Origin of the sequence: Streptomyces ipomoeae 91-03 (assembly GCF_000317595.1) — a bacterium.
Lineage (GTDB): Bacteria > Actinomycetota > Actinomycetes > Streptomycetales > Streptomycetaceae > Streptomyces > Streptomyces ipomoeae.
This window is the reverse complement of sequence record NZ_AEJC01000592.1, coordinates 1-21,336: the sequence shown is the minus strand read 5'-3', so window position 1 is coordinate 21,336 and position 21,336 is coordinate 1. Positions and strand designations below refer to the sequence as shown.

The window sequence follows — 21,336 nt, the reverse complement described above, 5'->3', positions numbered from 1 at the left end:
CCCACCCTCCCGAGCTCTTGGGCAAGGGGTCGGAGGGGCGCAGCCCCTGGGTGGGGGTCCCCCCGCTCGAGCGAAGCCGAGAGTGGGGGAGGGACGGGTAGGGGCGGCGGGGGCGAAACCGGGTCAGAACGCCGGCCGTTCCGGATCCAGCCGCGCCAGCCCCTCGCTGGGCGACGACGCCTCCGCGAAATGCCGCCGAGGAATCCGCCCCGCCCGGTACGCCAGCCGCCCCGCCTTCACCGCATGCCGCATCCCCTCGGCCATGAGCACCGGCTCCTGCGCCCGGGTCACGGCGGACGCGAGCATCACGGCCGCACATCCCAGCTCCATCGCGAGGGCGACGTCCGACGCCGTACCGGCCCCGGCGTCGAGAATCACCGGCACACGCGCGTGCTCCACGATCAACTGGAAGTTGTGCGGGTTGCGAATACCGAGCCCGGACCCGATCGGCGACCCGAGCGGCATGATCGCGGCACAGCCGACGTCCTCCAGCTTCCGCGCGAGCACAGGATCGTCATTCGTGTACGGCAACACCGTGAAGCCGTCGTCGACCAGCGTCTCGGCCGCGTCCAGCAGCTCGATCGGATCGGGCAGCAGCGTCCGCTCGTCGGCGATGACCTCCAGCTTCACCAGATCCGTACCGAGCGCCTCACGCGCGAGCCGCGCGGTCAGCACGGCCTCGCCCGCGGTGAAGCAGCCGGCCGTGTTGGGCAGCACCCGGATGCCCAGCCGGTCGAGCACGGACAGCACCGAGCCGTGCACGGAGGCGTTCACCCGGCGCATGGCGACCGTCGTCAGCTCGGTGCCGGAGGCCACCAGCGCGCGCTCCAGGACATCGAGGCTGGGCGCGCCGCCCGTGCCCATGATCAGGCGGGACGAGTAGGTCGTACCGCCGAGGACGAAGGAGTCGTCGGCCATGGGTCAGCCTCCTTGGACGGCGGTGAGGACCTCGACACGGTCCCCCTCGGAGAGGGCGGTCGACGTCCACTGCGCGCGTGGGACGACGGTTTCGTTGAGCGCGGCGGCGACACCGGAGGCGGACGCGGTGAGTGTCCGTACGACGGTGTCGAGGGCGGTGCCCGCGGCGACCTGCCGCCGCTCGCCGTTGACGAAGACGGTCATGACGTGAGTGGTGTCCATGGTGCTCATGCGGGCTGCTCCGTGAGTTCCCTGACGTTCCCGACTTCCCGTGGCGCGCCGGCGCGGAACCGCAGCGGTGTGAAGTCCCGGGCCTCCTCCGGCAGTTCACCGGTGGTCAGAACGTGCGCCATGACGTCGCCGGTGACCGGGGTGAGGAGGACCCCGTTGCGGTAGTGGCCGGTCGCGAGGAGCAGGCCGTCGAGTTCGGTGGGGCCGAGGAGGGGCGCGTTGTCGGGGGAGCCGGGACGCAGTCCCGCGCGGGTCTCGGTGAGCGGGAGTTCGGTGATGCCGGGCACGAGTTCATGGGCGTCGCGCAGCAGTTCGTACACCCCGCCCGCGGTCACCGTGGTGTCCCAGCCGAGCTCCTCGCTGGTGGCGCCGACGACCAGTTCGCCGTTCTCGCGGGGCACCAGATAGACATGGCTGCCCCGGACCACCGCGCGCACGGTCCGGCTCAGGAAGGGCGCGTACGGCTTCGGCACGGTCAGCCGCAGCACCTGCCCCTTCACCGGCCGCACCGGCGGCAGCACCTCCTCCGGCACACCCGCGAGCCGCCCGCTGAGGCTGCCCGCGGCGAGCACGACCTGCCCGGCGGCCAGCCGGGTGCCGTCGCCGGTCCGGACCCCGACGGCCCGCTCGGAGGCCACCAGCAGCTCCTCGGCCCAGGCCCGCCGGAAGACCACCCCGGCGCGCTCACAGGCCGTGAGGAGGGCCCTGGCGAGCCGTCTCGGGTCGATCTGATGGTCACCGTCGACCCGCAGTCCGCCGCGCACGCCCGGCGCCAGCATCGGCTCCAGCCGCCGGCAGTCGCGCCCGCTCAGCCACTCGGACTCCAGACCCGACCGGCGCTGCAGGGCGTGCAGTTCCCGCAGATGGGCGCGGTCGTCGGCGTCGAGGGCGACCGCGAGCGTGCCGGACCGGCGGTAGCCGAGGTCCAGGTCCGTCGCCTCCGTCAGCTCGGCCACGAAGTCCGGGTAACGGCGCGCGGACTCCAGGTTGAGCCCCAGCAGCGTCTGCTCGCCGTAGTGCAGCTCGGTGACCGCGGCGAGCATCCCGGCCGCCACCTGCGCGGCCCCGCCACCGGGCTCGGGGTCCACCACGGCCGTGGCGAACCCGCGCCGCGCGGCCCGCCACGCCGTGACGAGCCCGATGATCCCGCCCCCCACGACGAGGACGTCTGATGTGTGCGTACGCGACATGGGCGTCCAGCCCCTCCCTTCGCCGGCATGACCCGGATCAGGTTCGTACGGTCGGAGGCCGCCAGCCTCCCTCTCAGCCCGGTGCGTCCGGGCTCCCGCGAGTGCTCTACGGTGGCCCACCCTAGCCCGTGCCGTTCGCCTCAGTAAGGGAGCCTCGTCCCATGCCGCGTTCTCTCGACGGTCTCGTCCTCGCCCCCGTCGTGGACCAGGCACCGGGTCAGGTGGGCACCCGCACCCGGTTCGCCTACCACGAGAAGGACGGCGAGATCTGGGCCGAGTACGCGGGCGGCGACGTCGTGCGCGGCCATCTGGTGGGCACGCGCGCGGGCGACCGCCTGGACTTCCGGTACGTACAGCTGAAGACCGACGGAACCACCGCCTCCGGCCACTGTGTGTCCCTGGTGGTCGAGCTGCCCGACGGCCGCGTCCGCCTGGAGGAGGCCTGGGAGTGGGAGTCGCGGCCGGGCAGCGGGACGAGCGTCGTGGAACAGGTCCACGAGACGCCGGACCCGCTGACTGACTAATGGTCAGGTGACTATGGTGATCGGGTGAGCGAGCAGACGGGGAAGACGGAGCAACGGGACGGGGCGGCGCCGCGGCGCGTGGTCGTCGTCGGCGCGGGCATGGCCGGGGTGCAGACCGCGGTCGCCCTGCGGGAGCAGGGTTTCCCCGGCGAGGTGACGCTGATCGGCGCGGAGCCGCACCAGCCGTACGACCGGCCGCCGCTGTCCAAGGCCGTGCTGCTCGGCAAGGCCGAGGGCTCCGCCTTCGACGTCGACTTCGAGGCGCTCGACATCGAACTCCGGCTCGGCCGCGAGGTGTCGGGTGTGCGCCCTGGCGACCATCAACTCGACACCGCCGCCGGCCCGGTCCCGTACGACGTCCTGGTCATCGCCACCGGCGCGGAGCCGGTCCGGCTGCCGGGCGCGGAGGGTGTGCCCGGGGTGCATCTGCTGCGCACCCTGGACGACGCCGAGCGGCTGCGGCCGGTGCTGGCCCAGCAGCACGACATCGTGGTCGTGGGCGCGGGCTGGATCGGCGCGGAGTTCGCCACCGCCGCGCGGGAGGCGGGCTGCGCGGTGACGGTCGTCGAGGCCGCCGACCGCCCGCTCGCGGGCGCGCTGCCCGCCGAGGTGGCCGCGCCGATGGCCGCCTGGTACGCGGACAGCGGGACCTCATTGCGCACGAACGCGCGCGTGGAGCGCGTCGAGCCCGGAGCGGTGGTCCTGGACGACGGCTCCCGGGTCTCCGCCGGAGCCGTGGTCGTCGGCATCGGCGCCCGTCCGGCCACGGCCTGGCTGAAGGACTCGGGCATCGAGCTGGGCGCCCATGGCGAGGTGGTGGCCGACGACCACCTCCGCACCTCCGCGCCGGACGTCTACGCGGTAGGGGACTGCGCCTCGTTCCCGTCGGGCCGATACGGCGAACGCCTCCTGGTCCATCACTGGGACAACGCCCTCCAGGGCCCCCGCACGGTGGCCGCCAACATCCTCGGCGAGTCCCCGGCGCCGTACGACCCGGTCCCGTACTTCTGGTCGGAACAGTTCGGCCGTTTCGTCCAGTACGCAGGCCACCACCCCGCCGCCGACACCACCCTCTGGCGGGGCGACCCCACGACCCCCGCCTGGACGGTCTGCTGGCTCCGCGAGAACCGCCTGGTGGCCCTCCTCGCGGTGGGCCGACCCAGAGACCTCGCCCAGGGCCGCCGTCTGATCGAATCGGCCACCCCGATGAACCCGGCCCTGCTGACCGACCCGACGAGGCCACTGAAGGCGGCGACGACGTAGGGGAGGGGCGGCGACGGCACAGCGGGGACGCCGTCGTCGCCTTCCCCTTCCCCTTCCCCTTCCGCTTCCGCTTCCGCTTCCGTGACCAGCCTCCCTCGGCGCCGCCCGGCACCCCCTGTCGGCCCTCGTCGGGGGCGTCTCCGCTACCCACTGTCAGTCCGGGATGGCAGTCTTGGTGACGTGACCGAGATTGACGCAAAGATCGATGCTCTCGTCCCCGCGTGGCTGACCCTCCCCGACATCGCCGAGATGCTCGGCGTCGAGGTGACCCGAGTGCGGCAGCTGGTCAAGGACGGCCAGCTCATCGCCGTACGCCGTGGTGAGAACCGCGCGCTGCACGTCCCCGCCGCCTTCATCGACGGAGACAAGGTCGTCAAGGGCCTGTCCGGGACCCTGACGCTGCTGAGGGACGACGGTTTCACCGACGAAGAGATGCTGGAGTGGCTCTTCACCGCCGACCCGAGCCTGCCCGGCACCCCGGCCCAGGCCCTGAGCGAGAATCGCGGCACGGAGGTGAAGCGCCGCGCGCAGGCGCTCGCCGTCTGACCCGAAGCGCCTGAAACACCGAGCAACACCAAGAACACCAGCGACATCCGCAGCACCGCAGCACTGGAACAGCCGCCTGTGCGGCGTACGGGCCCCGGTCCCCGGGGATCGCCGGTCCCGTACGCCGCACCGACACCGCACCGCCAATGGGGGACTTCCCATGCCCAACACCGCCGACCGGCTCGCCGATGCCCGGCTCTACCTCTGCATGGACGCCCGCAAGCGCCAGGGCGACCTCTTGGAGTTTCTGGACGCGGTGCTGAGCGGCGGCGTGGACATCGTGCAGCTGCGCGACAAGGGCATGGAGGCGGCGGAGGAGCTGGAGCACCTGGAGGTGTTCGCCGACAGATGCCGGGCGCACGGCAAGCTGCTCGCGGTGAACGACCGCGCCGACGTGGCGCACGCCACGAGGGCCGCCCACCCCACGGGCGCCGACGTCCTGCACCTCGGGCAGGGCGACCTCCCGGTCCCCGCCGCCCGCGCCATCCTCGGCGACGGCGTTCTCATAGGCCGCTCCACGCACTCCGAGGAGGAGGCCGCTGCCGCCGCCGTCCAGGAGGGCGTGGACTACTTCTGCACGGGCCCCTGCTGGCCCACCCCCACCAAGCCCGGCCGGCACGCCCCGGGCCTGGACCTCGTGCGGTACGCCGCCGCGCTGGGCACCGACCGCCCCTGGTTCGCCATCGGCGGCATCGACCTGGGCAACCTGGACGAGGTCGTCGAGGCGGGCGCCCGCCGGGTCGTCGTCGTCCGGGCGATCACGGAGGCCGACGACCCGGGAGCCGCGGCGGCGGAGTTCACCAAGCGCCTGCGCGCCCTCTAGCGCTCCCGCCCGCCCCGGCGAGACCGTGCGCGGACGCCGGCTTCCCCGCGACCTGTACCGCCGAGTTGTCCAAGGGGTGAACAATAGGTCGGCAAAACGGACAAAAATCCTTCCTCTGGTTGGGGGACCGGCGCGACCTGACTAACCTGCGGTCATGGCCCTAGGAACCGCTTCCACCAGGACGGATCGCGCACGCACAGTGCGTGACATGCTCGCCACGGGCAAGACCACGTACTCGTTCGAGTTCTGGGCTCCCAAGACCGAGAAGGGTGAGCGGAACCTGTGGAACGCCCTCCGCAGGATCGAGGCGGTCGCCCCCAGCTTCGTCTCCGTGACCTACGGTGCGGGCGGCTCGACGCGGGCCGGTACGGTGCGGGCGACCGAGCAGATCGCCGCCGACACCACCCTCACCCCGGTCGCCCACCTCACCGCGGTCAGCCAGTCCGTCGCCGAACTGCGCAACATCATCGGCCAGTACGCGGACGCCGGAATCCGCAACATGCTCGCGGTGCGCGGCGACCCGCCCGGCGACCCCATGGGTGAGTGGGTGCCGCACCCCCAGGGTCTGACGTACGCGGCCGAACTGGTCCGGCTCATCAAGGAGTCGGGTGACTTCTGCGTCGGCGTCGCCGCCTTCCCCGAGATGCACCCCCGCTCCCCCGACTGGGACAGCGATGTGGCACGCTTCGTCGACAAGTGCCGGGCCGGAGCCGACTACGCGATCACGCAGATGTTCTTCCACCCGGAGTCGTACCTGCGTCTGAGGGACGCGGTTGCGGCGGCCGGCTGCGAGACGCCCGTCATTCCGGAGGTCATGCCCGTCACCAGCGTGAAGATGCTGGAGCGCCTGCCCAAGCTCAGCAACGCGGCCATCCCGGACGACCTCAAAGAGCGGATCGTCACAGCCAAAGACAATCCGGCCGCTGTACGCTCCATTGGCATTGAGTTCGCTACGGAGTTCTGCCGACGGCTGCTGGACGAGGGAGTCCCCGGACTTCACTTCATCACGCTGAACAACTCCACGGCGACACTGGAAATCTACGAGAACCTGGGCCTGCACGACTCACCGAGGGCCTAGACCGGTCGCACTCACGTACGACACACTGCGTAGCGGCCACAGGGAGAGGGGCGTACATGGGCTGGACGGTCCTCTACATCGCGTTCGGCATCGTCGCGTTGTGGTTGCTGGGTGAGGTACTGCTGCAGTACAAGGCGCGGCTGCGCTGGCGGCTGCTCGCCTTCGCCGGGTTCCTCGGTGTCGTCCTCGGTGTACTGATCCCCTCCGTGCCGGTCATCGCCCTGGGCGCGGTCGGCTTCGCGGTGGGGCAGACGTTTGTGACCCTGTCGTTCCGCCGTGGCTTCGAGGCGGGCTGGGCCGTGCGCCCGCCGCGCCCCAGTGAGGACGGGGAAGGCGGCAGGACCGGCAAGTTCGGCAAGAAGCGGCGCCGCAGTGAGCCCGAGCGTCAGGAGCCCAGCCTGGAGGTCTCCGACCTGGAGACCACCGCTGCCGGAACATATCCCCAGCCCGACGACGACCTCCTCGACCGCGACGACGACGTCTTCGCCCGCCCGCGGTCGTCCCCGCCGTCCGCGGCCGAGACGACCGCCGTCTACTCCCCGGAGCCCCTGCCCGACGACACCAACGCCTACGGTGTCTACGGCGACGACGCTTTCCCGTCCGCCCCCGCCCAGCCCTACGCCCCCGCCGCCCAGTCCCAGGACGAGGCCCTGGCCTACTACGGCTACGACCAGCAGAGCTACGGCTACGACCCCGCCCAGCAGCAGTACTCCGCCTACTCCGACCCGTACATCGGCACCCAGACCTACGACGCCACCGCCACGTACGACCCGTCCTACGGCCAGCAGGGCTACGGGCAACAGGGCTACGGCCAGGACCAGTACGGCAACGGCACCACCTACAACGAGACCCCGCCGGGCGGCGTCTGGGTCCCGCAGCAGCGCAACACGGACGAGCCCTTCGACGCGTTCGGCACCGGACTTCCGCAGGAGGAGTCGTATCCCCACCAGGGGAGCGGCAACGGCGGGAACGGCTTCGACGAGCAGCAGTACCGTTTCTGAAGAACGGCCACCGGGGCACTGAGCCCTGTGACGGGCAGGGCCTCACCGGGAGCCGCGGAAGTCCGGCCCCTCCACGATCAGTCCGGCCACCAGCGCGCCCGACATACCGGCGTGCGGGAGCCCGCCGCCGGGGTGGGACCAACCGCCGACGGTGAACAGCCCCGGTAGCGCGGTGCTGTTGGACGGATGCAGCCAGCGGCCGTCGCCCGCGGCGAGCGCCGGGGCGGGGATCGCGCCGCCCTCCGTGCCGGTCGCCTTCCCGATGTCGGCCGGGGTCAGGACCTCGCGCCAGAGGAGGCGGTCGCGGAGGTCGGGTACGGCGCGCTCGGCGGCGGTGATCAGCTGCTCCGCGTGGTGGCCGAAGACGTCCGGCTCGGTCCGGTCCCGGTCGGGCCGCGCCGGCACCATCGATGTCACGGTGACCGCCTCGTGGCCGGAGTCCGGCACGAGCGCCGGATCGTCGGGGCGCAGCACCGTGACCGTCGGCCGTGCGACCGTCCCGGAGCCGGTGTCGAACAGCAGGTCCAGCTCGGTCTCCCGCTCCTCCGCGTGCACCACCGTGCGATGCGCCGTGCCCTCCGGGCGGCCACCGCGCAGCGCCAGCAGCACCGTGAGACGGCTCGTCACCCCGCGCTGAGGCGGCACGTCCCCGTCGCCGCGCACGACCGACTGTCGTACGGCCCGGCCCAGCACCTCGGGCGCGACCCCGGCCACCACGAAGTCGGCCTCGGCCACCGCCCCGTCCCGGAGCTCCACCCCGGCCGCGCGGCCGTCCTTCTCCACGACCCCCGTGACCTCGGTGTCGAAGACGAACTCGACCTTCCGCGCCAGACACCGCTCGTACAGCGCCCGCGCCAACTCCCGCATCCCGCCCCGGACATACCAGGTGCCGAACGCGTGCTCCATGTACGGCAGCACCGCCGCGCTCGCCGGGGTGGTCCGGGGGTCGAGGCCGTACGCGAGGGCGTGGCTCTCCAGCAGGGCCGTCAGCCGGGGGTCGCGCAGCTCCCAGGCGCCGACCTCGGCCAGGGTGGCGGCGCGCCGGGTGCGCAGGAACCGCTTGTGGGGCACCGCCGGGTACGGCTCGCGCTCCCCGAGCATCCGCCAGTCGGGCCACAGCGGCTCCTCCAGGAGGGGCCGGCGGGTGCGGTCCCAGGCCTCGCGGGCCCGTACCAGGAAGTCCCCCCAGCGGTCGCCCGCGCCCGGGCCGAGCGCCGTGTTCAGGGCGGCGACCACGCCCGCGCGCGAGGCGTTCGGCAGCGTCAGGTCGGTGCCGTCCGCGAAGACGTGGCGGGCCGTCGGGTCGACCTGGACCAGGTCGACGCACTTCTCCAGCGGCTCCTTGCCGGTCTTGAGGAACAGATCGCGGTAGACGGCCGGCAGCGGCAGCAGCCCCGGGCCCGTGTCGAACGCGAAGCCGTCGCGCTCGAACCGGCCCACGCCACCGCCGTACGTCGCCGTGCGCTCGTACACCACCACCCGGTGGCCCGCGACGGCCAGCCGGGTGGCAGCCGCCATTGCGCCCAGACCGGCGCCGATCACCGCAATCCTTGCCATGTCAGCGACCTTAGCGGTCGCCGCTGTCCTTTCGTTCTCGCGGGTGAGCTCGGGTGGTGCGGTGCTTTGGCGGGTGCGGGTCGTCCGTGGTTACCCGCGCCCACGCGGCGGAGCCGCACATGTCACCGCCCCGCGCCCCCTCAGGGAGTACGTGTGCGGGCGTGTTCGTCACCAGTCGGCAACGGGCCCGTCCGGGCATGAGTGCGGGGGGCTGAGTACGCGTACCTAGTGCGGGAGATGAGTAGGTGTGCGGATGGGCTCTCACCTGCGGGAACGGGAGAGTGGAGGCACGGGAAGGGGCGCGGCTCCGGTACCGCCGGCACGGGGCGGCGGAACGGGTCTCGCGTTCTTGACCGCTCCTTCCGTCGGCGGGTTCGAGGCTTCGGCCGGTCGGCGGGAGAGAGGCACGGGGGTACGGGAGTCGCCGGTTCGAGGTGGCCCGCGGGGGACGCGGCCAGTTCGGACCGGCGCTCTCGTATGCGCCCGGTGACGAAAGGCTCCACAGCCCCGGCCCGGCTATTCCTTGCCGCTCACCCGGCCCTGCAGCAACCGGGACAGTGCCGAGTGGACGTCGTCCAGGGAGCGTTCCGGTTGGAAGGCCTTCCAGTCGAGGGCGGCCACCAGGACCATGCCGACGAGGGCCGACGCGGTCAGTCCGACGTCGATCTCGTCGCTCAGCTCGCTCGCCGAGACGCCGTCGCGGAGGACCCCCTCGACGACCGCGACCGCCTCCTGCCGGACCACCATCAGCGTCGACTGCCAGGCCCGGTTGGTGCGCCACAGTTCGGCGACGTAGAGCTGGGTGAAGGACGGGTAGCGGTCGATGAAGACGAGCCCGGCACGGATCATCGCGTCCAGGGCGTCGACGCTGTTGCCGCCGTCCTTGGCGGTCCGTTCGGCCGCCTCCCGCAGGGAGGCGGTGAGGAGTCCCACTCCGTGCCGCAACAGCTCCTCGAAGAGGACCGACTTGCTCGCGAAGTTGTAGTAGACCGTGCCCTTGGCGACACCGGCGCGCTCGGCGATCTCGTCCACCGTGGTGGCGGAGAACCCCTGCTCCGCTATCAGGGTGACGGCCGCCTCGTACAGTTTCTGCCGGGTCGCCTCGCGGCGGCCCCCGCCTGCGCCGCCGGGGGCGTTGCTGCTTTCCATGGCCCTGATTGTCACAGGAACCGTGCGGCGCGTGGTCACAGGCTCAACTCCGGGTGCAGTCGGTCCAGGGTCCACACCTGCTTGCGGCGGGCCGACAGGGTGGTCAGCGCGAGGGCGCCCGCGGTGAAGGCCGCCAGCACGGCGCACGCCTGCCACACCGGCCCCAGGCCGCCGCCCGTGATGAGCCTCCTGAGGGCGTCCACGACATGGCTCATCGGCAGGAAGGGATGCACCGCGTTGAAGAAGTCCGGGCTGGTCTGCACGGGATACGTGCCGCCCGCGGACGTCAACTGGAGCATCAGGAAGGCGAGGACGAGGATCCGGCCCGCCGCCCCGAAGCGCGCGTTGAGCCACTGCACGATCGCCGCGAAACACGCCGTCACCAGGAACAGGAAGCCCACCGTCCCGGCCGCCCGCGCCATCTCCAGGCCGACCGCCCAGTGCAGCACCGCCATCAGCGCGACCGTCTGCAGCACGCCCAGGGCGGCCACCGGGAGCCAGCCCGCCAGCGCGATCCGCCAGGCCGACGCGCCCGCCGCGAGGGCACGCCGGTTGAGCGGCGGGATCAGCATGTACGCCACCATCGCGCCCACCCACAGGGACAGCGGGATGAAGTACGGGGCGAACCCGGTGCCGTAGTTGGGCGCCTTGTGCAGGTCCCTGGAGGCCAACCGCACCGGGTCGGCCATCACTTCGGTGCGCCGGTCGCGGTCCTGTTCATCGTAGTCCGGGATGCGCTCGGCGCCGTCGTGGAGGCCACCGGCGAGCTTCTCCGAGCCGTCGGCCAGCTTGAACATGCCGCCCTTGAGGTCGTTCGCGCCCGTCTTGAGGTCGCCGACACCCGTGTCGAGCTCGTCCGCGCCGGTCTTGGCGGTGCCGAGGCCCGTGTGCAGGGTCTTGGCACCCTTGGCGACCTTCGTGGCGCCCTTGTTGAGCGCGTTCACCTTGGTGACCGCGTTGTCGAGGTCCTCGGAGAGGGTGGGCGCCGCCTTGGCGAGGGCGCGGGCCTGCTGTTCCAGGGTCTTCAGGTCCTCGTCGAAGGCCTTCAGGTCTCCGTCGTAGTTCTTCACCACCGTGTTGACGTCCTCGGCGAGCACCGCCGTCTCCGCCGCGGCCTCCTTCGCCTTCTTCAGGTCGGAGCAGGCCGCGTCGGGCAGCACCGCCTCCTCGCAACGTCGCCCATAGACGTCGTTCAAGGTGTCGGACGCGGCGCGGGTGCCCGTCTCGGCGGCCGGCGCCGTCTTGACGAAGGTGTCCAGGTGGCCCCGGATCGTCGCCGCCGAATCGGCGACCAGGGTGGCGGTGTCGGCGATCGTGCCGTCGTTCTCCTTGAGGAACGGCCGCACCTGGTCGGCCACTCCGTCGACCTTGTCGGCGAGCTTCTGGGTGCCGTCCGCGACCTGCTGGGCGCCGTCCTCCAGGTCGCCCGCGCCCTCGTCCAGGTCCTTCAGCCCGCCGGACAGCTTCCCGCTGCCCTCCTTGGCGTCCTTCAGCCCGTTCGCGAGGTCCTTGGAGCCCTTCTCCGCCTTGTCGATCCCGCCCTTGAGGCCGTCGGCGCCGTCCGCCGCCCTCTCGGTCTTCTCATGGATGTCCGAGAACGAGATGAAGATCCGGTCCAGGAACGACCGCGACGCCTTCGTCGACGCAGCCGTACGCACCTCCGCGAACACCGTCCGCGAGATCTGCCCGACGATGTAGTTGTTCGCGTCGTTCGTACGCACCTGAAGCGCGCCCGTCTCCGGTGAGTCCCCGGAGCTGGAGGCGATCCTCTCGCTGAAGTCCGACGGCATGGTCAACGACAGGTAGTACGTGCCGTCCTCGACGCCCTCGCGCGCCTCGGCGGCGCTCACGCGATGCCACTCGAAGGTGTCGCTGTCCCGCAGCCCCTCGGTGATGTCGTCGCCCACCGTGAGCCTCTGCTTGCCGACCGTCGCCCTCTTGTCGTCGTTCACCAACGCCACCGGGATCCGGTCGAGACGGCCGTACGGGTCCCAGAAGGACCACAGGTACAGCGCGCCGTACAGCAGGGGCAGCAGCAGGAGCGAGACCAGGGCCGCGCGCGACAACCTGCCCCGGCCGAACCGCCTGAGCTCAAGCGCGGCCAGTCCCGGCGAGCGCATCGGCCGTCTCCTCGTCGTCCTGGGCGGGGGTCTCGAGTACGTCCTCACGCGCGCGTGCCGGTTGCCGAAGCCTCGGACGCGCACGCCCGCCGTGACGTACGTCCTCACGCGCGCGTGCCGGTTTCCCGGGCGCCGTCGACACGACGACCGCCCCCTCCGGGGCCTCGCTGCACACCGCCACGACCGTGACGCCGGACTCGGTGAGGGACCGCAACAGGGCCCACATCTCGGCCCGTTCGGCGCCGGAGAGCTTCAGGTCGGCGTCGTCCACACCGAGCAGCCGGGGCCGCCCGACGAGCGCCAGGGCGACGGACAGCCGCAGCGCCTCCAGCCGGTCGAGATCGCGTACGGCGGTCCGGGCGCCCTTGGCCGGCGACGTGCGGTCGAGCCCGGCGGCGGCCAGCGCGGTGTCGATCCGGAGCCTCGCCTCGGCGGCACGCTCGGCCCGTGGGCGCAGCAACCCGCGCAGGGAGCCGTCGAACCGCCGCTGCAGCAGCGCCCGTTCACGCAGGTGCTCCTCGACGGTCAGGGCCGGTTCGAGGTCGGTGACACCGGGGACGTGGGCGAGGGCACTGATCCGACGGACGGTCGCCATCTGCTTCGGCAGCCGCAACGAGCCGACCGTGGCGTGCCCCTCGCTCGGCTTCATCCGCCCGGTGAGCGTGAGCAGCAGACAGGTCCGCCCCGACCCGGACGGCCCCTCGACGGCGATCAGCGCCCCCGGCTCCGCGTCGAACGCCACATCCCGGAAGACCCAGCCGCGCGACCCCTTGAGCCCAAGGCCCTCGGCGCCGACGGCGACTGCCTCGACCCCCTCGGGCCGGGTCTCGTCCCCATCCGGCCCGGTGTCCCTTCCCGGTTGTTGGTTCTCTTCTGACCTGGCGAGTGGTCGGTGTTGGTGAACTGGGGCTCGCCAGGTGCGGTGAGATCTTCATCGGTCGTCTTTCTCATACGAAGTGGCGACTTTCGGGTAGGGGCGTCGCTCGGGTTCCCCGCAGGGAGCTCGCTCGACGGGAGAGTGGAAGCGATCGGCTGGTGTGGCACGACCGCAGGTTCAGGGCCCAGGTGACGAGCGGGTCCTCGCGTCCGTTCCGGTCGGGGAAAAGCTCGTAGTCCGTCCCGACAACCTGGGCAGCACGGCGAAAGAACCGCGCGAGGCGCCATGGCCCCTCACGAATGACGTGAGTCCGCCAGCCGGGGTGGATCAGCATGGGGGCGAGCCGGATCATCTCGGGGAACCTGACGGCGGCGGAGGCGGGGCCAGCGGCGCCGATGGCTTCAGCCCGGGTTCTCCAACGACGCATCAGCGTTGAATGCCGTTCGTCTCGCAGCCAACCGGTCGTGATGTTCCATGCCTGGAAGAGTCCGGAGGCGGCTTCGGCCTGGTCATAGCGCATGGCGAGTGCGTCGTACTCGTTCTGGGCGGTAACGATCTCGGGTGCATCCGTGAGGTGGTACTGCGGTGCGCTTTTGATCCAGCGGCGGTGCGTGGTGCAGACGTAGCGGGCCTCGTCGCGGTCTCGGTGTTCCCAGGCGAAGGCGGTTGCCGAGCCGTGCTTCAGCGTGCAGGTGCGGCAGGCCAGCATCGGATAGGGAAGGCGAAAGAACCGGACGGTTGGCGTCGCGACCGGGAGCGGGACGTAGGAGGGCGTGTGGCTCAGACCCGGCAGCGCGCGTCTGAGGTGGTCGGCCGGGGTGCGGGAAAGGACGCCGAGTCGGTCAACGGCGGCGGCGTTGAGGATGGCATCACGGTGCAGGACGTGTTTGCCCGGAACGCAGTCCCCGATGGTGCGGAACAGGAGCGAGGGCGGGAAGTCGTTCGCGGCGGCGAGCCGCATGACGAACGAGACCACCGATTCGTCCTGCATGGGCCGGGCCCTCAGCGGGAGGGACCGGGCCGGCCGTTCCCAGCGCTTCATGAGCGGACCTCCTCGGCAGCGGTGTCGAGGACGACGGCTTCAAGGTGCCGTTTGGTGATCTTCTCGGTGCCGTCGGCGATGGCGTCGTTGGCCGCCTCATAGATGAGCTGGTCGAGGCTGCCGATCATGCCGCTGGTGCGTTTGTGCAGGTAGGAACCGTGCCTGCGGAGGGTGCCCGGGGTGTGCCGGTGCAGGCGGAGAGTGGATTCCATCGTCATGACGACGCGTTCCCAGTCCTCGCGCTGCTGTGGGGTGTCGTGCTCGAACGGGCCGGTGTTGAGGGTGATGAAGCGGCCGGCGAGCTGGCGGCCTCGCAGGCCGGAGAACAGCCCGTTCTCAGTGACGTTGACTCCCGCGTAGACGAACGTCGCCTGGATCTGCTCGAAGAGGTATTTCAGCTGGTCGGAGGCGTCCTGGCCATTACGGGTCGTGAGATCGAGATTGTGGATCTCGTCCACGATGACCAGACGGCAGCGGACCTTGTGCAGGATGGAGATCACGTTGTGGGTGATCACCTGTGGGCTCTCGCGGTAGGCGTAGGGCAGTCCGAGGAACGCGGCCAGCTCGATCACCAGGTCGCGGGGCTTCACCGCGGGCGGGGTGACGATGTAGACGACCGGGATGCGTTCACCCGAAGTATCGACCGGTGCCGTGCGTTCGATTTTGAGTTGGTGCCGCTTGCCGAGCTGGGAGACCGAGGTGGTCTTGCCGGTGCCGGACGGCCCGGAGACGATCAGCCCCTTGCGGCCGGTCTGGCGCCGCGTATTGCGGGCGATCAGCTTCGTCCCGGTCGTGGTGATCTGCCGGATCGCTGGAGTGCTGACCAGCAGCAGGGCGTCGTGGTAGCCGGTGCGGGCCTGGTCGTAGACGCTCCGCTCGATGCGGCTCAGTCCCCGCCAGGCTTCCTCTGGCAGCAGCGCGGGCGGCTCGGGCATGCTCTGCGACATGAACGCGCGCCAGCCGTCCAGGCTGGCCAGCGGGGGCATGCCCTCGATGTCCTGGCTCACTGTCCGTCCCCTTCCGCGAAGGGGTCGTAGAGCCCGAAGGGCACGACCTCACCGCCGCTGAACGCTTCGGCCGCCGGCTCGTCCTCGTCATCCGGCTCGTCGATCACGGGCGGGGGCGGGGGCGGTGCTTGCAGCGGAATAGGCAGGCGGCGGGGCATGGCGGTGGCTGCGCGGGCCTTCGCGGTGGCCCGCCGCTCGGGCCCAGGGCCTTCCTCGGCGCGCTTGAGGATGCCGGCCAGCACCACGGCGACGGAGGACTCGTTGGTGGCGTCGACGCCCCGCGTGGACGCGACTTTGCGGGCATAGCGCCAGGTGAAGTCAGCGAACGGCTGGCGGATGAGCGGCAGCTGGGTCCACTCGGCGGTGATCCAGCCGCCTTTGTGGTGGTCGCGGACCCAGATCCGGGTCAGGTCGTAGGGGTCGTAGTGGACCTCCCAGGCGCCGCGCTGGGCGGTCACGCCGGAGGACCGGCGCCGATAGGGAGCAAGCCCGGGGCTGTTGTAAGTGCGGTAGTCGATCTGGACGCCGTAGTCGTTGATGCCGCGCCAGCAGGCGGGCAGCATCTCGATGTAGTCCTCGCCGGTCGGGGTGACTGGGACGTATCCGGCAGCGGCGACCATGGCGGCGTATGCCTCGTTCGGCGACAGCGGCCGGTCCGGGGTCAGCGGGTGCCGCAGGCCCTCGTGCGGGCGCATCTGCCAGCCAGCCACGATCCACTCGTCCAAGAGGTCCTGGAGGTCCGCCACTGTCCAGGCGGCCCGGTTCTCGGCATCGGCGCCGCGACGGGTGACGTCCCGGCCGGTGTAACCGGCGACGTGCTGGGCGAACAGCGAGTTGATCGAGCCGAATGTCCGCTCCACCACCCCCTTCTCCGCAGGCGAGCGGGGATGGCAGGGCTGCACCGAGATACCGAGGGTGCGGCAGGCCCGCAGGAACGTCTCCGACAGGTAGACCCTGCCTCGGTCGATCACGATGGTGTCCGGCACGATCACCGGTTTCGCCGCTGTGAGTTCCAGACGGGTGTCGATGTCCAGCAGACGGGCGTGCGGAATCCGCGACGCCGACATGCGCAGCGACTCGTCCCAGTTGGGGCGTACCGGCTCCGGAACGACCATGCGGGCCAGCATCAGGGCGGCGTCCACCGCCTTCGCCCCGGCCGGGTGCAGCACCGCCGCGCAGATGGTCCTGGTGGCGATGTCGACGGCGATCGTCAGATCGGTGCGACCCAGCACTCCGTCGTCCATGACGGCCATCACGTCCAGCGGCGTGGTGTCAATCTGCACCTGTTCGCCGGGCCGGGCCGCGACCATGGCGGTGAACACACCGGCCGGCCGGTTGGCCGTCTGGCGGCGGGTGACGGCCGAGCCGAAGGTGTGGCGGCCCGCCGACAGCGCGTCGACCAGGCGGTAGAACGTCGCCCGGGAGGGCATCGCGACCGCGTCGCCGTACTCGTCGTGCACGAAGCGCTCGACCTGCCGCAGCATCCGGGCCTTGGTGCCCGTGGACGTGCCGGTCTGGGCCTCGATCGCCGTGATGGTGGCCTCCACCACGCGGGAGTCCACGTTCCCCGTCGGCTTCGGCCTCGGCGCGTAGCGGCCATCGACCAGACCCCAAAGGCCCTGTTCCCGATAACGTCGGCGCATCCGCTGGATCGTGCGCAGGCCCGTCCGCTGCCCGGCCGCCGACAACTCGGCGGCCTTCGCCTTCTCCCGCTCGGCCAGGCAACGGGACGCCGGGTCGTACTCCGGCCGCGGAACAGCTCCGGCCGGCGCGTCCGGCGGCAGCCCCGTCTCGATCTCCACCAGGTGGCGTTCCCACCGGCAGGCCGCCTCAGCGACCTTCTTCGGCAGCCCTTCCAGCAGCCCCTGAGAGGTCAGCGGGGGCACCGGTGCCGAGCCGACCACCTCGAAATCCGGCGCCGCGAACAGATAGGCCACCAGCACCGTCGACGGCTCACCAGCAGCCGACAGCAGCCGCACCGTCGTCCCGGCGACGGCCACGACGGTATGCTCCAGCCCGCCGAAGACCACCCGGTCCCCGACCTTCAGCAGCGGGCGCGGCCTCATCGCTCGTCCACTTGCGCAAGACGCACCACCGTGCGGTCGCCGAGCAGGACCGATAGGTCGCAGAGGAGTTCCTGGCGCCACATCAGGTGGAAGAGCACCGGCAGCACGGCGATCGGGTCACCGGCCTCCTCGGCCCCCTCCATCAGCAGTCCAGGGGCCGCGAAGAACTCCCGGAGTCGTGCGGCGACTTCGGCGTTGAAACAGCGCGGATTCCGGTAGCCGGCCAGCCAGCGCAGGTTCGCGGACTCCACCGGGTCCAGTTCGCCCCACAGGGCGTAGTTCCAGCCGATCTCAGCGCAGGCCCGCTCAGTCGCGGCGAACTTCGCCAAGTCCCGCGCAGGACGCCGGTTCTCGGGCCGGGAGTCCACCAGCAGCACCGACCCGTCAGCGTGGCGCACGAAGTAATCCGGCGCGTGCGAGACGGACTTGCCCCGCTCGTTCTCCCAGAACAGCCACAGCGGCTGCGAGACCAACGCGGTCACAGTTGGGTCGAAGTCCAGGGCCATCGCATGGTCTCGCTCCAACCATGACTCGTACCCGACATGCGTGCCGCCCGTCGCCGACCAGTACAGGCCCGGATAGTTCCGCTGCCCTCGGTACGAGGGGAACTCGCGCACCGGCCGCCCGTCCTCGAACCGCACCCCGGCGACCCTGGCAAGCGGTACCCGGCGTTCCACTCCGTCACCTCCCATAAAGCCCACCTCGAAGCCCTCGACCCGGGCGGGCGCCGTCCCAGAGACAGTCGACAGCCGCGTCACTCGGCATCACCCCTGCTCGGCGGAGCTGTCCAGGCCATAGCCAAGGCGAAGCCGAGGTCATCGAACCGGGCCCCGGGGAAGACACTCCCGTAGAGCTCGCGGAACTGTTCACGCGACAGGTAGTGGTCGCTGAGCAGGTGCGCCAGCCACGGCTGGCTGTGCCAGAAGCGCAACTGGAACCACGCGTCGCGAAGACCCACGCGTCGGATCTCACTAGGGAAGTTCCACAATGCGGGCCAGGTGTACGCCTTGCGCGGCGGCGGCGGATACAGATCACACACGTTGTCGATCAGAGCAACGGTGCCGCCGGGCCGCACGAGGCTCTTCAAGTGCTCCAAGCCCGCGCGGTAGTCCTCCAGGTGGTGCATCATCGTGTGGCTGTAGACCAGGTCGAAGCCGTCTTCGTCTTTTAGCGCGAACAGATCCTCGATCACATAGCGCACGTTGGGCCGTGCCCTCTTGGCCCTGGCGATCTCGATCAGGGGAGCACTCAGGTCCAGGCCGACGACTTCCTCGAAGCTGTCCGCCAGGGCCTCGACCGCGTGCCCCGAACCGCAGCCGGCGTCCAGAGCACGCTTGCCCTTCAAGCCCAGCCCGAGCAGCCAGGCGGTGTTCTGCCCCGGGAGCAGGCTCACAAAGCGGTCGTAGTCGAGGGCGAACCGGTCGAAGGACTGAGGATCAGCTGTCTGCGTCATACCTCTCCCGTACACGGCATGGCCCCCCGAGCGCAGACGATCACCGGAATCCTCGCCAGATCGAATGAGAACTCGCCACGGCTCTCGCCAGATCACGTGCGCACTCGCCACATCACACGCGACCCGACACCGGTGGCTCGCCCATGGCTTCGAACCCCTCCATGTTTTTGAACTGACCGGTCAGTGCAAAAACTACCCCGAACCTGTGAGCGAAGCAAAAGGCCAGGTCAGAACGGATTGTCAGTGGCATACCTCACGATGGGCACATACGGCACCCCGTATGAGGCGTGCCGTCCGAAGACGACAGGAGGTTCGTCATGGCCAGCTACCACGCAGCAGCCGCCAACCGGCGCCGCGCCACCGGCCCTGCCCCCTCACTGACCGGCCCGGCGAGCGATGTGCACCCCGTGCTGCGCCGGGCGACCGCCCCGCCCGCCGCGCTGGACCTGCTCGCCCAGGCCCACGCCGGACTCGACGAGGCATCCGCGCTCCAGACCCCCAACGAGCGCTACGCCACCGCCCACCTCGCCGCCCTGCGCACCGCCGCCGCGGTGCTCGCCGCCCGGGGCCGCCCCGAGCCGACCCCGAAACGCCGGGCCAGGATCCGGAGCGCCTGGGAAGTGCTCCCCGAGATCGCGCCCGAACTCGCCGAGTGGAGCGCCCTGTTCGCCTCCGGCGCCGCCCGCCGGGCCCGTGCCGAAGCGGGCATACAGGGCGCGGCGAGCGCGCGCGACGCCGATGACCTCATACGCGACGTGGCGATGTTCCTGCGCCTCGTCGAGCGGATGCTGGTCCTCCAACCGGTGCTGCCGCAGCCCCGGCAGGACGGCGACCGAGACGTCCCGGACGCCGGCTGACCGATCGCCCCGGCGTCGCCCATTAGGGTTGAGGGCACCCGCACCCTCCGCCCGTGGCCATCGGCCACCGGCGGAGCCGCAAGCCCACCGCTCCGCCGCACACCAGGCGGTGCCGCGCCGAGGAGTCAACTGCCGTGTCGGACCCCACGCGCCCCCGCGCCTCCCTCCGTACCGCCGTGGTCTGGGAGGTCCTCCAGGACGCCCTCGAACGCCGGGTGAAGGCCACGGGACGCCATGCGCTCGACGTGCTGGACACCGGGGGCGGCAGCGGCAAGTTCGCGGTGCCCGTGGCCCGCCTCGGCCACCGCGTCACCGTCGTCGACCCCAGCCCGAACGCGCTGTTCGCGCTGGAGCGCCGGACCGCCGAGGCCGGCGTCGCCGACCGCGTCCAGGGCGTGCAGGGCGATGCCCACGGCCTCTTCGACGTCGTCGAGCGCGGCGGCTACGACGCCGTGCTGTGCCACGGCGTCCTGGAGTACGTGGACGACCCGGCCGAGGGCATCGGCAACGCGGTCGCCGCGCTGCGCCCCGGCGGTGTGCTCAGCCTCCTCGCCGCCGGTCTGGGCGGCGCGGTGCTCGCGCGGGCCCTCGCCGGGCACTTCAAGGAGGCCAAGCGGGCGCTGGACGACCCGAACGGACGCTGGGGCGAGGGTGATCCGGTGCCCCACCGCTTCACCGCCGAGCAACTCACCGCGCTCGTCGAGGGCGCGGGTCTTTCCGTCGCCGCCGTGCACGGCGTCCGGGTCTTCGCCGATCTGGTCCCCGGCGTCCTCGTCGACACCGAGCCCGGCGCGCTGGACGCCCTGCTCAAGCTGGAGGCCGCGGCTGCCGAACTGCCCGCGTTCCACTCCGTGGCCACGCAGCTTCATGTGTTGGGTGAGTCACGGGGGACCGGCGAGGTCTGAGCGCCTCCTGTGCCGAGCCCGCTGATCAGGGGCTCGACGGCGGATGGAGTACGCCACAGGCCCCCCGATCGGGCGGCAGGAGCCGTATGATCGAGGGAGACCGTCCGGCATGACGGGCCGTTCGCTGGGGAATCCACACCTCAGCGAATCGGGGTGCCATGGCGGGTTCCGGTTGGCGAATTGGCGTAGAGGGGCGGGTTTCAAGGGGGCGATTCCCTGCCTATCCTGAAGAGGACCCCCCGGGTCGCCCCGGCGACCGCACGATGAGGAGGACTCCGTGCCGCTCTCAGAGCACGAGCAGCGCATGCTCGAGCAGATGGAGCGAGCGCTGTACGCCGAAGATCCCAAGTTCGCGTCAGCGCTTGAGGGAAGCGGGCTGCGTACGTACACCCGGCGGCGGGTCTACCAGGCGGTCGCGGGCTTTCTTGTGGGTATCGCGCTCCTCATGGCCGGAATGGTCGCACAGCAGATCTGGGTCAGCGTGGTGGGGTTCCTCGTCATGCTGGGCTGCGCGGTGCTCGCCGTCACCGGTTGGCGCAAGGCCCCGAAGCCGGGTGAGCAGCCCACCGGTGCCGCAGGCGCTCCCGGTGCCCGTCGTCAGACACGACAGCGCCGCTCCATGATGGACCGGATCGAACAGCGCTGGCAGCGCCGTCGCGACGAGCAGGGCGGCCACTGAGCCCTCCGGGTTGCCGGCTCGACAGCCACAGATGAAGACGGACGAAGGGT

21 protein-coding genes and 1 riboswitch are annotated in these 21,336 nt (G+C 71.2%); of the genes, 9 read left to right on the top strand and 12 right to left on the bottom strand.

The window, feature by feature from the left end:
* Nucleotides 1-123: 123 nt before the first annotated feature.
* The 3 genes from STRIP9103_RS38170 to thiO all read right to left on the bottom strand — a co-directional run bounded on the left by STRIP9103_RS38170 (nt 124) and on the right by thiO (nt 2,339).
* Nucleotides 124-918, bottom strand: coding sequence for a thiazole synthase (locus STRIP9103_RS38170; RefSeq protein ID WP_009335691.1), 795 nt, complete (start codon nt 916-918; stop codon nt 124-126).
* A 3-nt stretch (nt 919-921) separates the two neighbouring features.
* A complete protein-coding gene (gene thiS, locus STRIP9103_RS38165; protein WP_048821717.1) occupies nt 922-1,122 on the bottom strand; it encodes a sulfur carrier protein ThiS in 201 nt (66 codons plus the stop codon).
* Between the two features lie 23 nt (nt 1,123-1,145).
* A complete protein-coding gene (thiO, locus tag STRIP9103_RS38160; protein WP_009335695.1) occupies nt 1,146-2,339 on the bottom strand; it encodes a glycine oxidase ThiO in 1,194 nt (397 codons plus the stop codon).
* Nucleotides 2,337-2,448: riboswitch (TPP riboswitch) on the bottom strand. (Overlaps the previous gene by 3 nt.)
* A gap of 52 nt (nt 2,449-2,500) precedes the next feature.
* Between thiO and STRIP9103_RS38155 the strand changes: the two genes are divergently transcribed.
* From STRIP9103_RS38155 to STRIP9103_RS38130, 6 genes are all read left to right on the top strand, one after another.
* Nucleotides 2,501-2,863, top strand: coding sequence for a hypothetical protein (locus tag STRIP9103_RS38155; protein WP_009335701.1), 363 nt, complete (start codon nt 2,501-2,503; stop codon nt 2,861-2,863).
* A gap of 78 nt (nt 2,864-2,941) precedes the next feature.
* Nucleotides 2,942-4,126, top strand: a complete 1,185-nt coding sequence (locus STRIP9103_RS38150) for an NAD(P)/FAD-dependent oxidoreductase (protein ID WP_048821715.1) — start codon at nt 2,942-2,944, stop codon at nt 4,124-4,126.
* Between the two features lie 180 nt (nt 4,127-4,306).
* Nucleotides 4,307-4,672 (top strand): Rv2175c family DNA-binding protein, encoded by a 366-nt coding sequence (locus STRIP9103_RS38145; protein WP_009335705.1) that lies wholly within the window; start codon nt 4,307-4,309, stop codon nt 4,670-4,672.
* A gap of 160 nt (nt 4,673-4,832) precedes the next feature.
* On the top strand, nt 4,833-5,495 hold the full coding sequence (gene thiE, locus STRIP9103_RS38140; protein ID WP_009335693.1) for a thiamine phosphate synthase: 663 nt from the start codon (nt 4,833-4,835) through the stop codon (nt 5,493-5,495).
* A 154-nt stretch (nt 5,496-5,649) separates the two neighbouring features.
* Entirely contained in the window at nt 5,650-6,573 is a 924-nt protein-coding gene (gene metF / locus STRIP9103_RS38135) for a methylenetetrahydrofolate reductase [NAD(P)H] (protein WP_048821714.1), read from the top strand.
* Nucleotides 6,574-6,629: 56 nt separating this feature from the next.
* On the top strand, nt 6,630-7,574 hold the full coding sequence (locus tag STRIP9103_RS38130) for an SCO2102 family sporulation regulator (protein ID WP_009335730.1): 945 nt from the start codon (nt 6,630-6,632) through the stop codon (nt 7,572-7,574).
* A gap of 42 nt (nt 7,575-7,616) precedes the next feature.
* On the opposite strand, the gene STRIP9103_RS38125 is transcribed toward STRIP9103_RS38130, so the two are convergent.
* From STRIP9103_RS38125 to STRIP9103_RS38085, 9 genes are all read right to left on the bottom strand, one after another.
* Entirely contained in the window at nt 7,617-9,131 is a 1,515-nt protein-coding gene (locus tag STRIP9103_RS38125; RefSeq protein ID WP_009335720.1) for a phytoene desaturase family protein, read from the bottom strand.
* Between the two features lie 516 nt (nt 9,132-9,647).
* Entirely contained in the window at nt 9,648-10,280 is a 633-nt protein-coding gene (locus STRIP9103_RS38120) for a TetR/AcrR family transcriptional regulator (RefSeq protein WP_048821713.1), read from the bottom strand.
* A gap of 35 nt (nt 10,281-10,315) precedes the next feature.
* Nucleotides 10,316-12,400 (bottom strand): YhgE/Pip domain-containing protein, encoded by a 2,085-nt coding sequence (locus STRIP9103_RS38115; RefSeq protein WP_009335725.1) that lies wholly within the window; start codon nt 12,398-12,400, stop codon nt 10,316-10,318.
* Nucleotides 12,372-13,142 carry an ATP-binding cassette domain-containing protein gene (locus STRIP9103_RS38110; RefSeq protein WP_009335728.1) on the bottom strand — a complete coding sequence of 257 codons (771 nt, stop codon included), beginning with the start codon at nt 13,140-13,142 and terminating at the stop codon, nt 12,372-12,374. The genes STRIP9103_RS38115 and STRIP9103_RS38110 overlap by 29 nt, the downstream gene beginning before the upstream one ends.
* A 205-nt stretch (nt 13,143-13,347) precedes the next feature.
* Nucleotides 13,348-14,319: a hypothetical protein gene (locus STRIP9103_RS38105; protein WP_009335731.1), complete on the bottom strand. Its 972-nt coding sequence runs from the start codon at nt 14,317-14,319 to the stop codon at nt 13,348-13,350.
* Nucleotides 14,316-15,326 carry a TniB family NTP-binding protein gene (locus STRIP9103_RS38100; RefSeq protein WP_009335718.1) on the bottom strand — a complete coding sequence of 337 codons (1,011 nt, stop codon included), beginning with the start codon at nt 15,324-15,326 and terminating at the stop codon, nt 14,316-14,318. The genes STRIP9103_RS38105 and STRIP9103_RS38100 overlap by 4 nt, the downstream gene beginning before the upstream one ends.
* The gene (locus STRIP9103_RS38095) at nt 15,323-17,392 is read right to left on the bottom strand and encodes a Mu transposase C-terminal domain-containing protein (RefSeq protein ID WP_009335709.1); all 2,070 of its coding nucleotides are present in this window, start codon (nt 17,390-17,392) and stop codon (nt 15,323-15,325) included. Before STRIP9103_RS38095 ends, STRIP9103_RS38100 begins: the two co-directional genes overlap by 4 nt.
* Complete coding sequence (locus tag STRIP9103_RS38090) at nt 17,389-18,084, bottom strand: TnsA-like heteromeric transposase endonuclease subunit (RefSeq protein WP_009335703.1); 696 nt, start codon at nt 18,082-18,084, stop codon at nt 17,389-17,391. The genes STRIP9103_RS38095 and STRIP9103_RS38090 overlap by 4 nt, the downstream gene beginning before the upstream one ends.
* A 62-nt stretch (nt 18,085-18,146) precedes the next feature.
* The gene (locus STRIP9103_RS38085; protein ID WP_009335716.1) at nt 18,147-18,845 is read right to left on the bottom strand and encodes a class I SAM-dependent methyltransferase; all 699 of its coding nucleotides are present in this window, start codon (nt 18,843-18,845) and stop codon (nt 18,147-18,149) included.
* A gap of 317 nt (nt 18,846-19,162) precedes the next feature.
* On the opposite strand from STRIP9103_RS38085, the gene STRIP9103_RS38080 reads away from it, so the two are divergent.
* The 3 genes from STRIP9103_RS38080 to STRIP9103_RS38070 all read left to right on the top strand — a co-directional run bounded on the left by STRIP9103_RS38080 (nt 19,163) and on the right by STRIP9103_RS38070 (nt 21,286).
* Nucleotides 19,163-19,702: an SAV_6107 family HEPN domain-containing protein gene (locus tag STRIP9103_RS38080; RefSeq protein ID WP_009335723.1), complete on the top strand. Its 540-nt coding sequence runs from the start codon at nt 19,163-19,165 to the stop codon at nt 19,700-19,702.
* Nucleotides 19,703-19,836: 134 nt separating this feature from the next.
* Nucleotides 19,837-20,607 carry a methyltransferase gene (locus STRIP9103_RS38075; RefSeq protein WP_009335699.1) on the top strand — a complete coding sequence of 257 codons (771 nt, stop codon included), beginning with the start codon at nt 19,837-19,839 and terminating at the stop codon, nt 20,605-20,607.
* 277 nt (nt 20,608-20,884) lie between these two features.
* The gene (locus STRIP9103_RS38070) at nt 20,885-21,286 is read left to right on the top strand and encodes a DUF3040 domain-containing protein (RefSeq protein ID WP_048821712.1); all 402 of its coding nucleotides are present in this window, start codon (nt 20,885-20,887) and stop codon (nt 21,284-21,286) included.
* Nucleotides 21,287-21,336 lie beyond the last annotated feature (50 nt).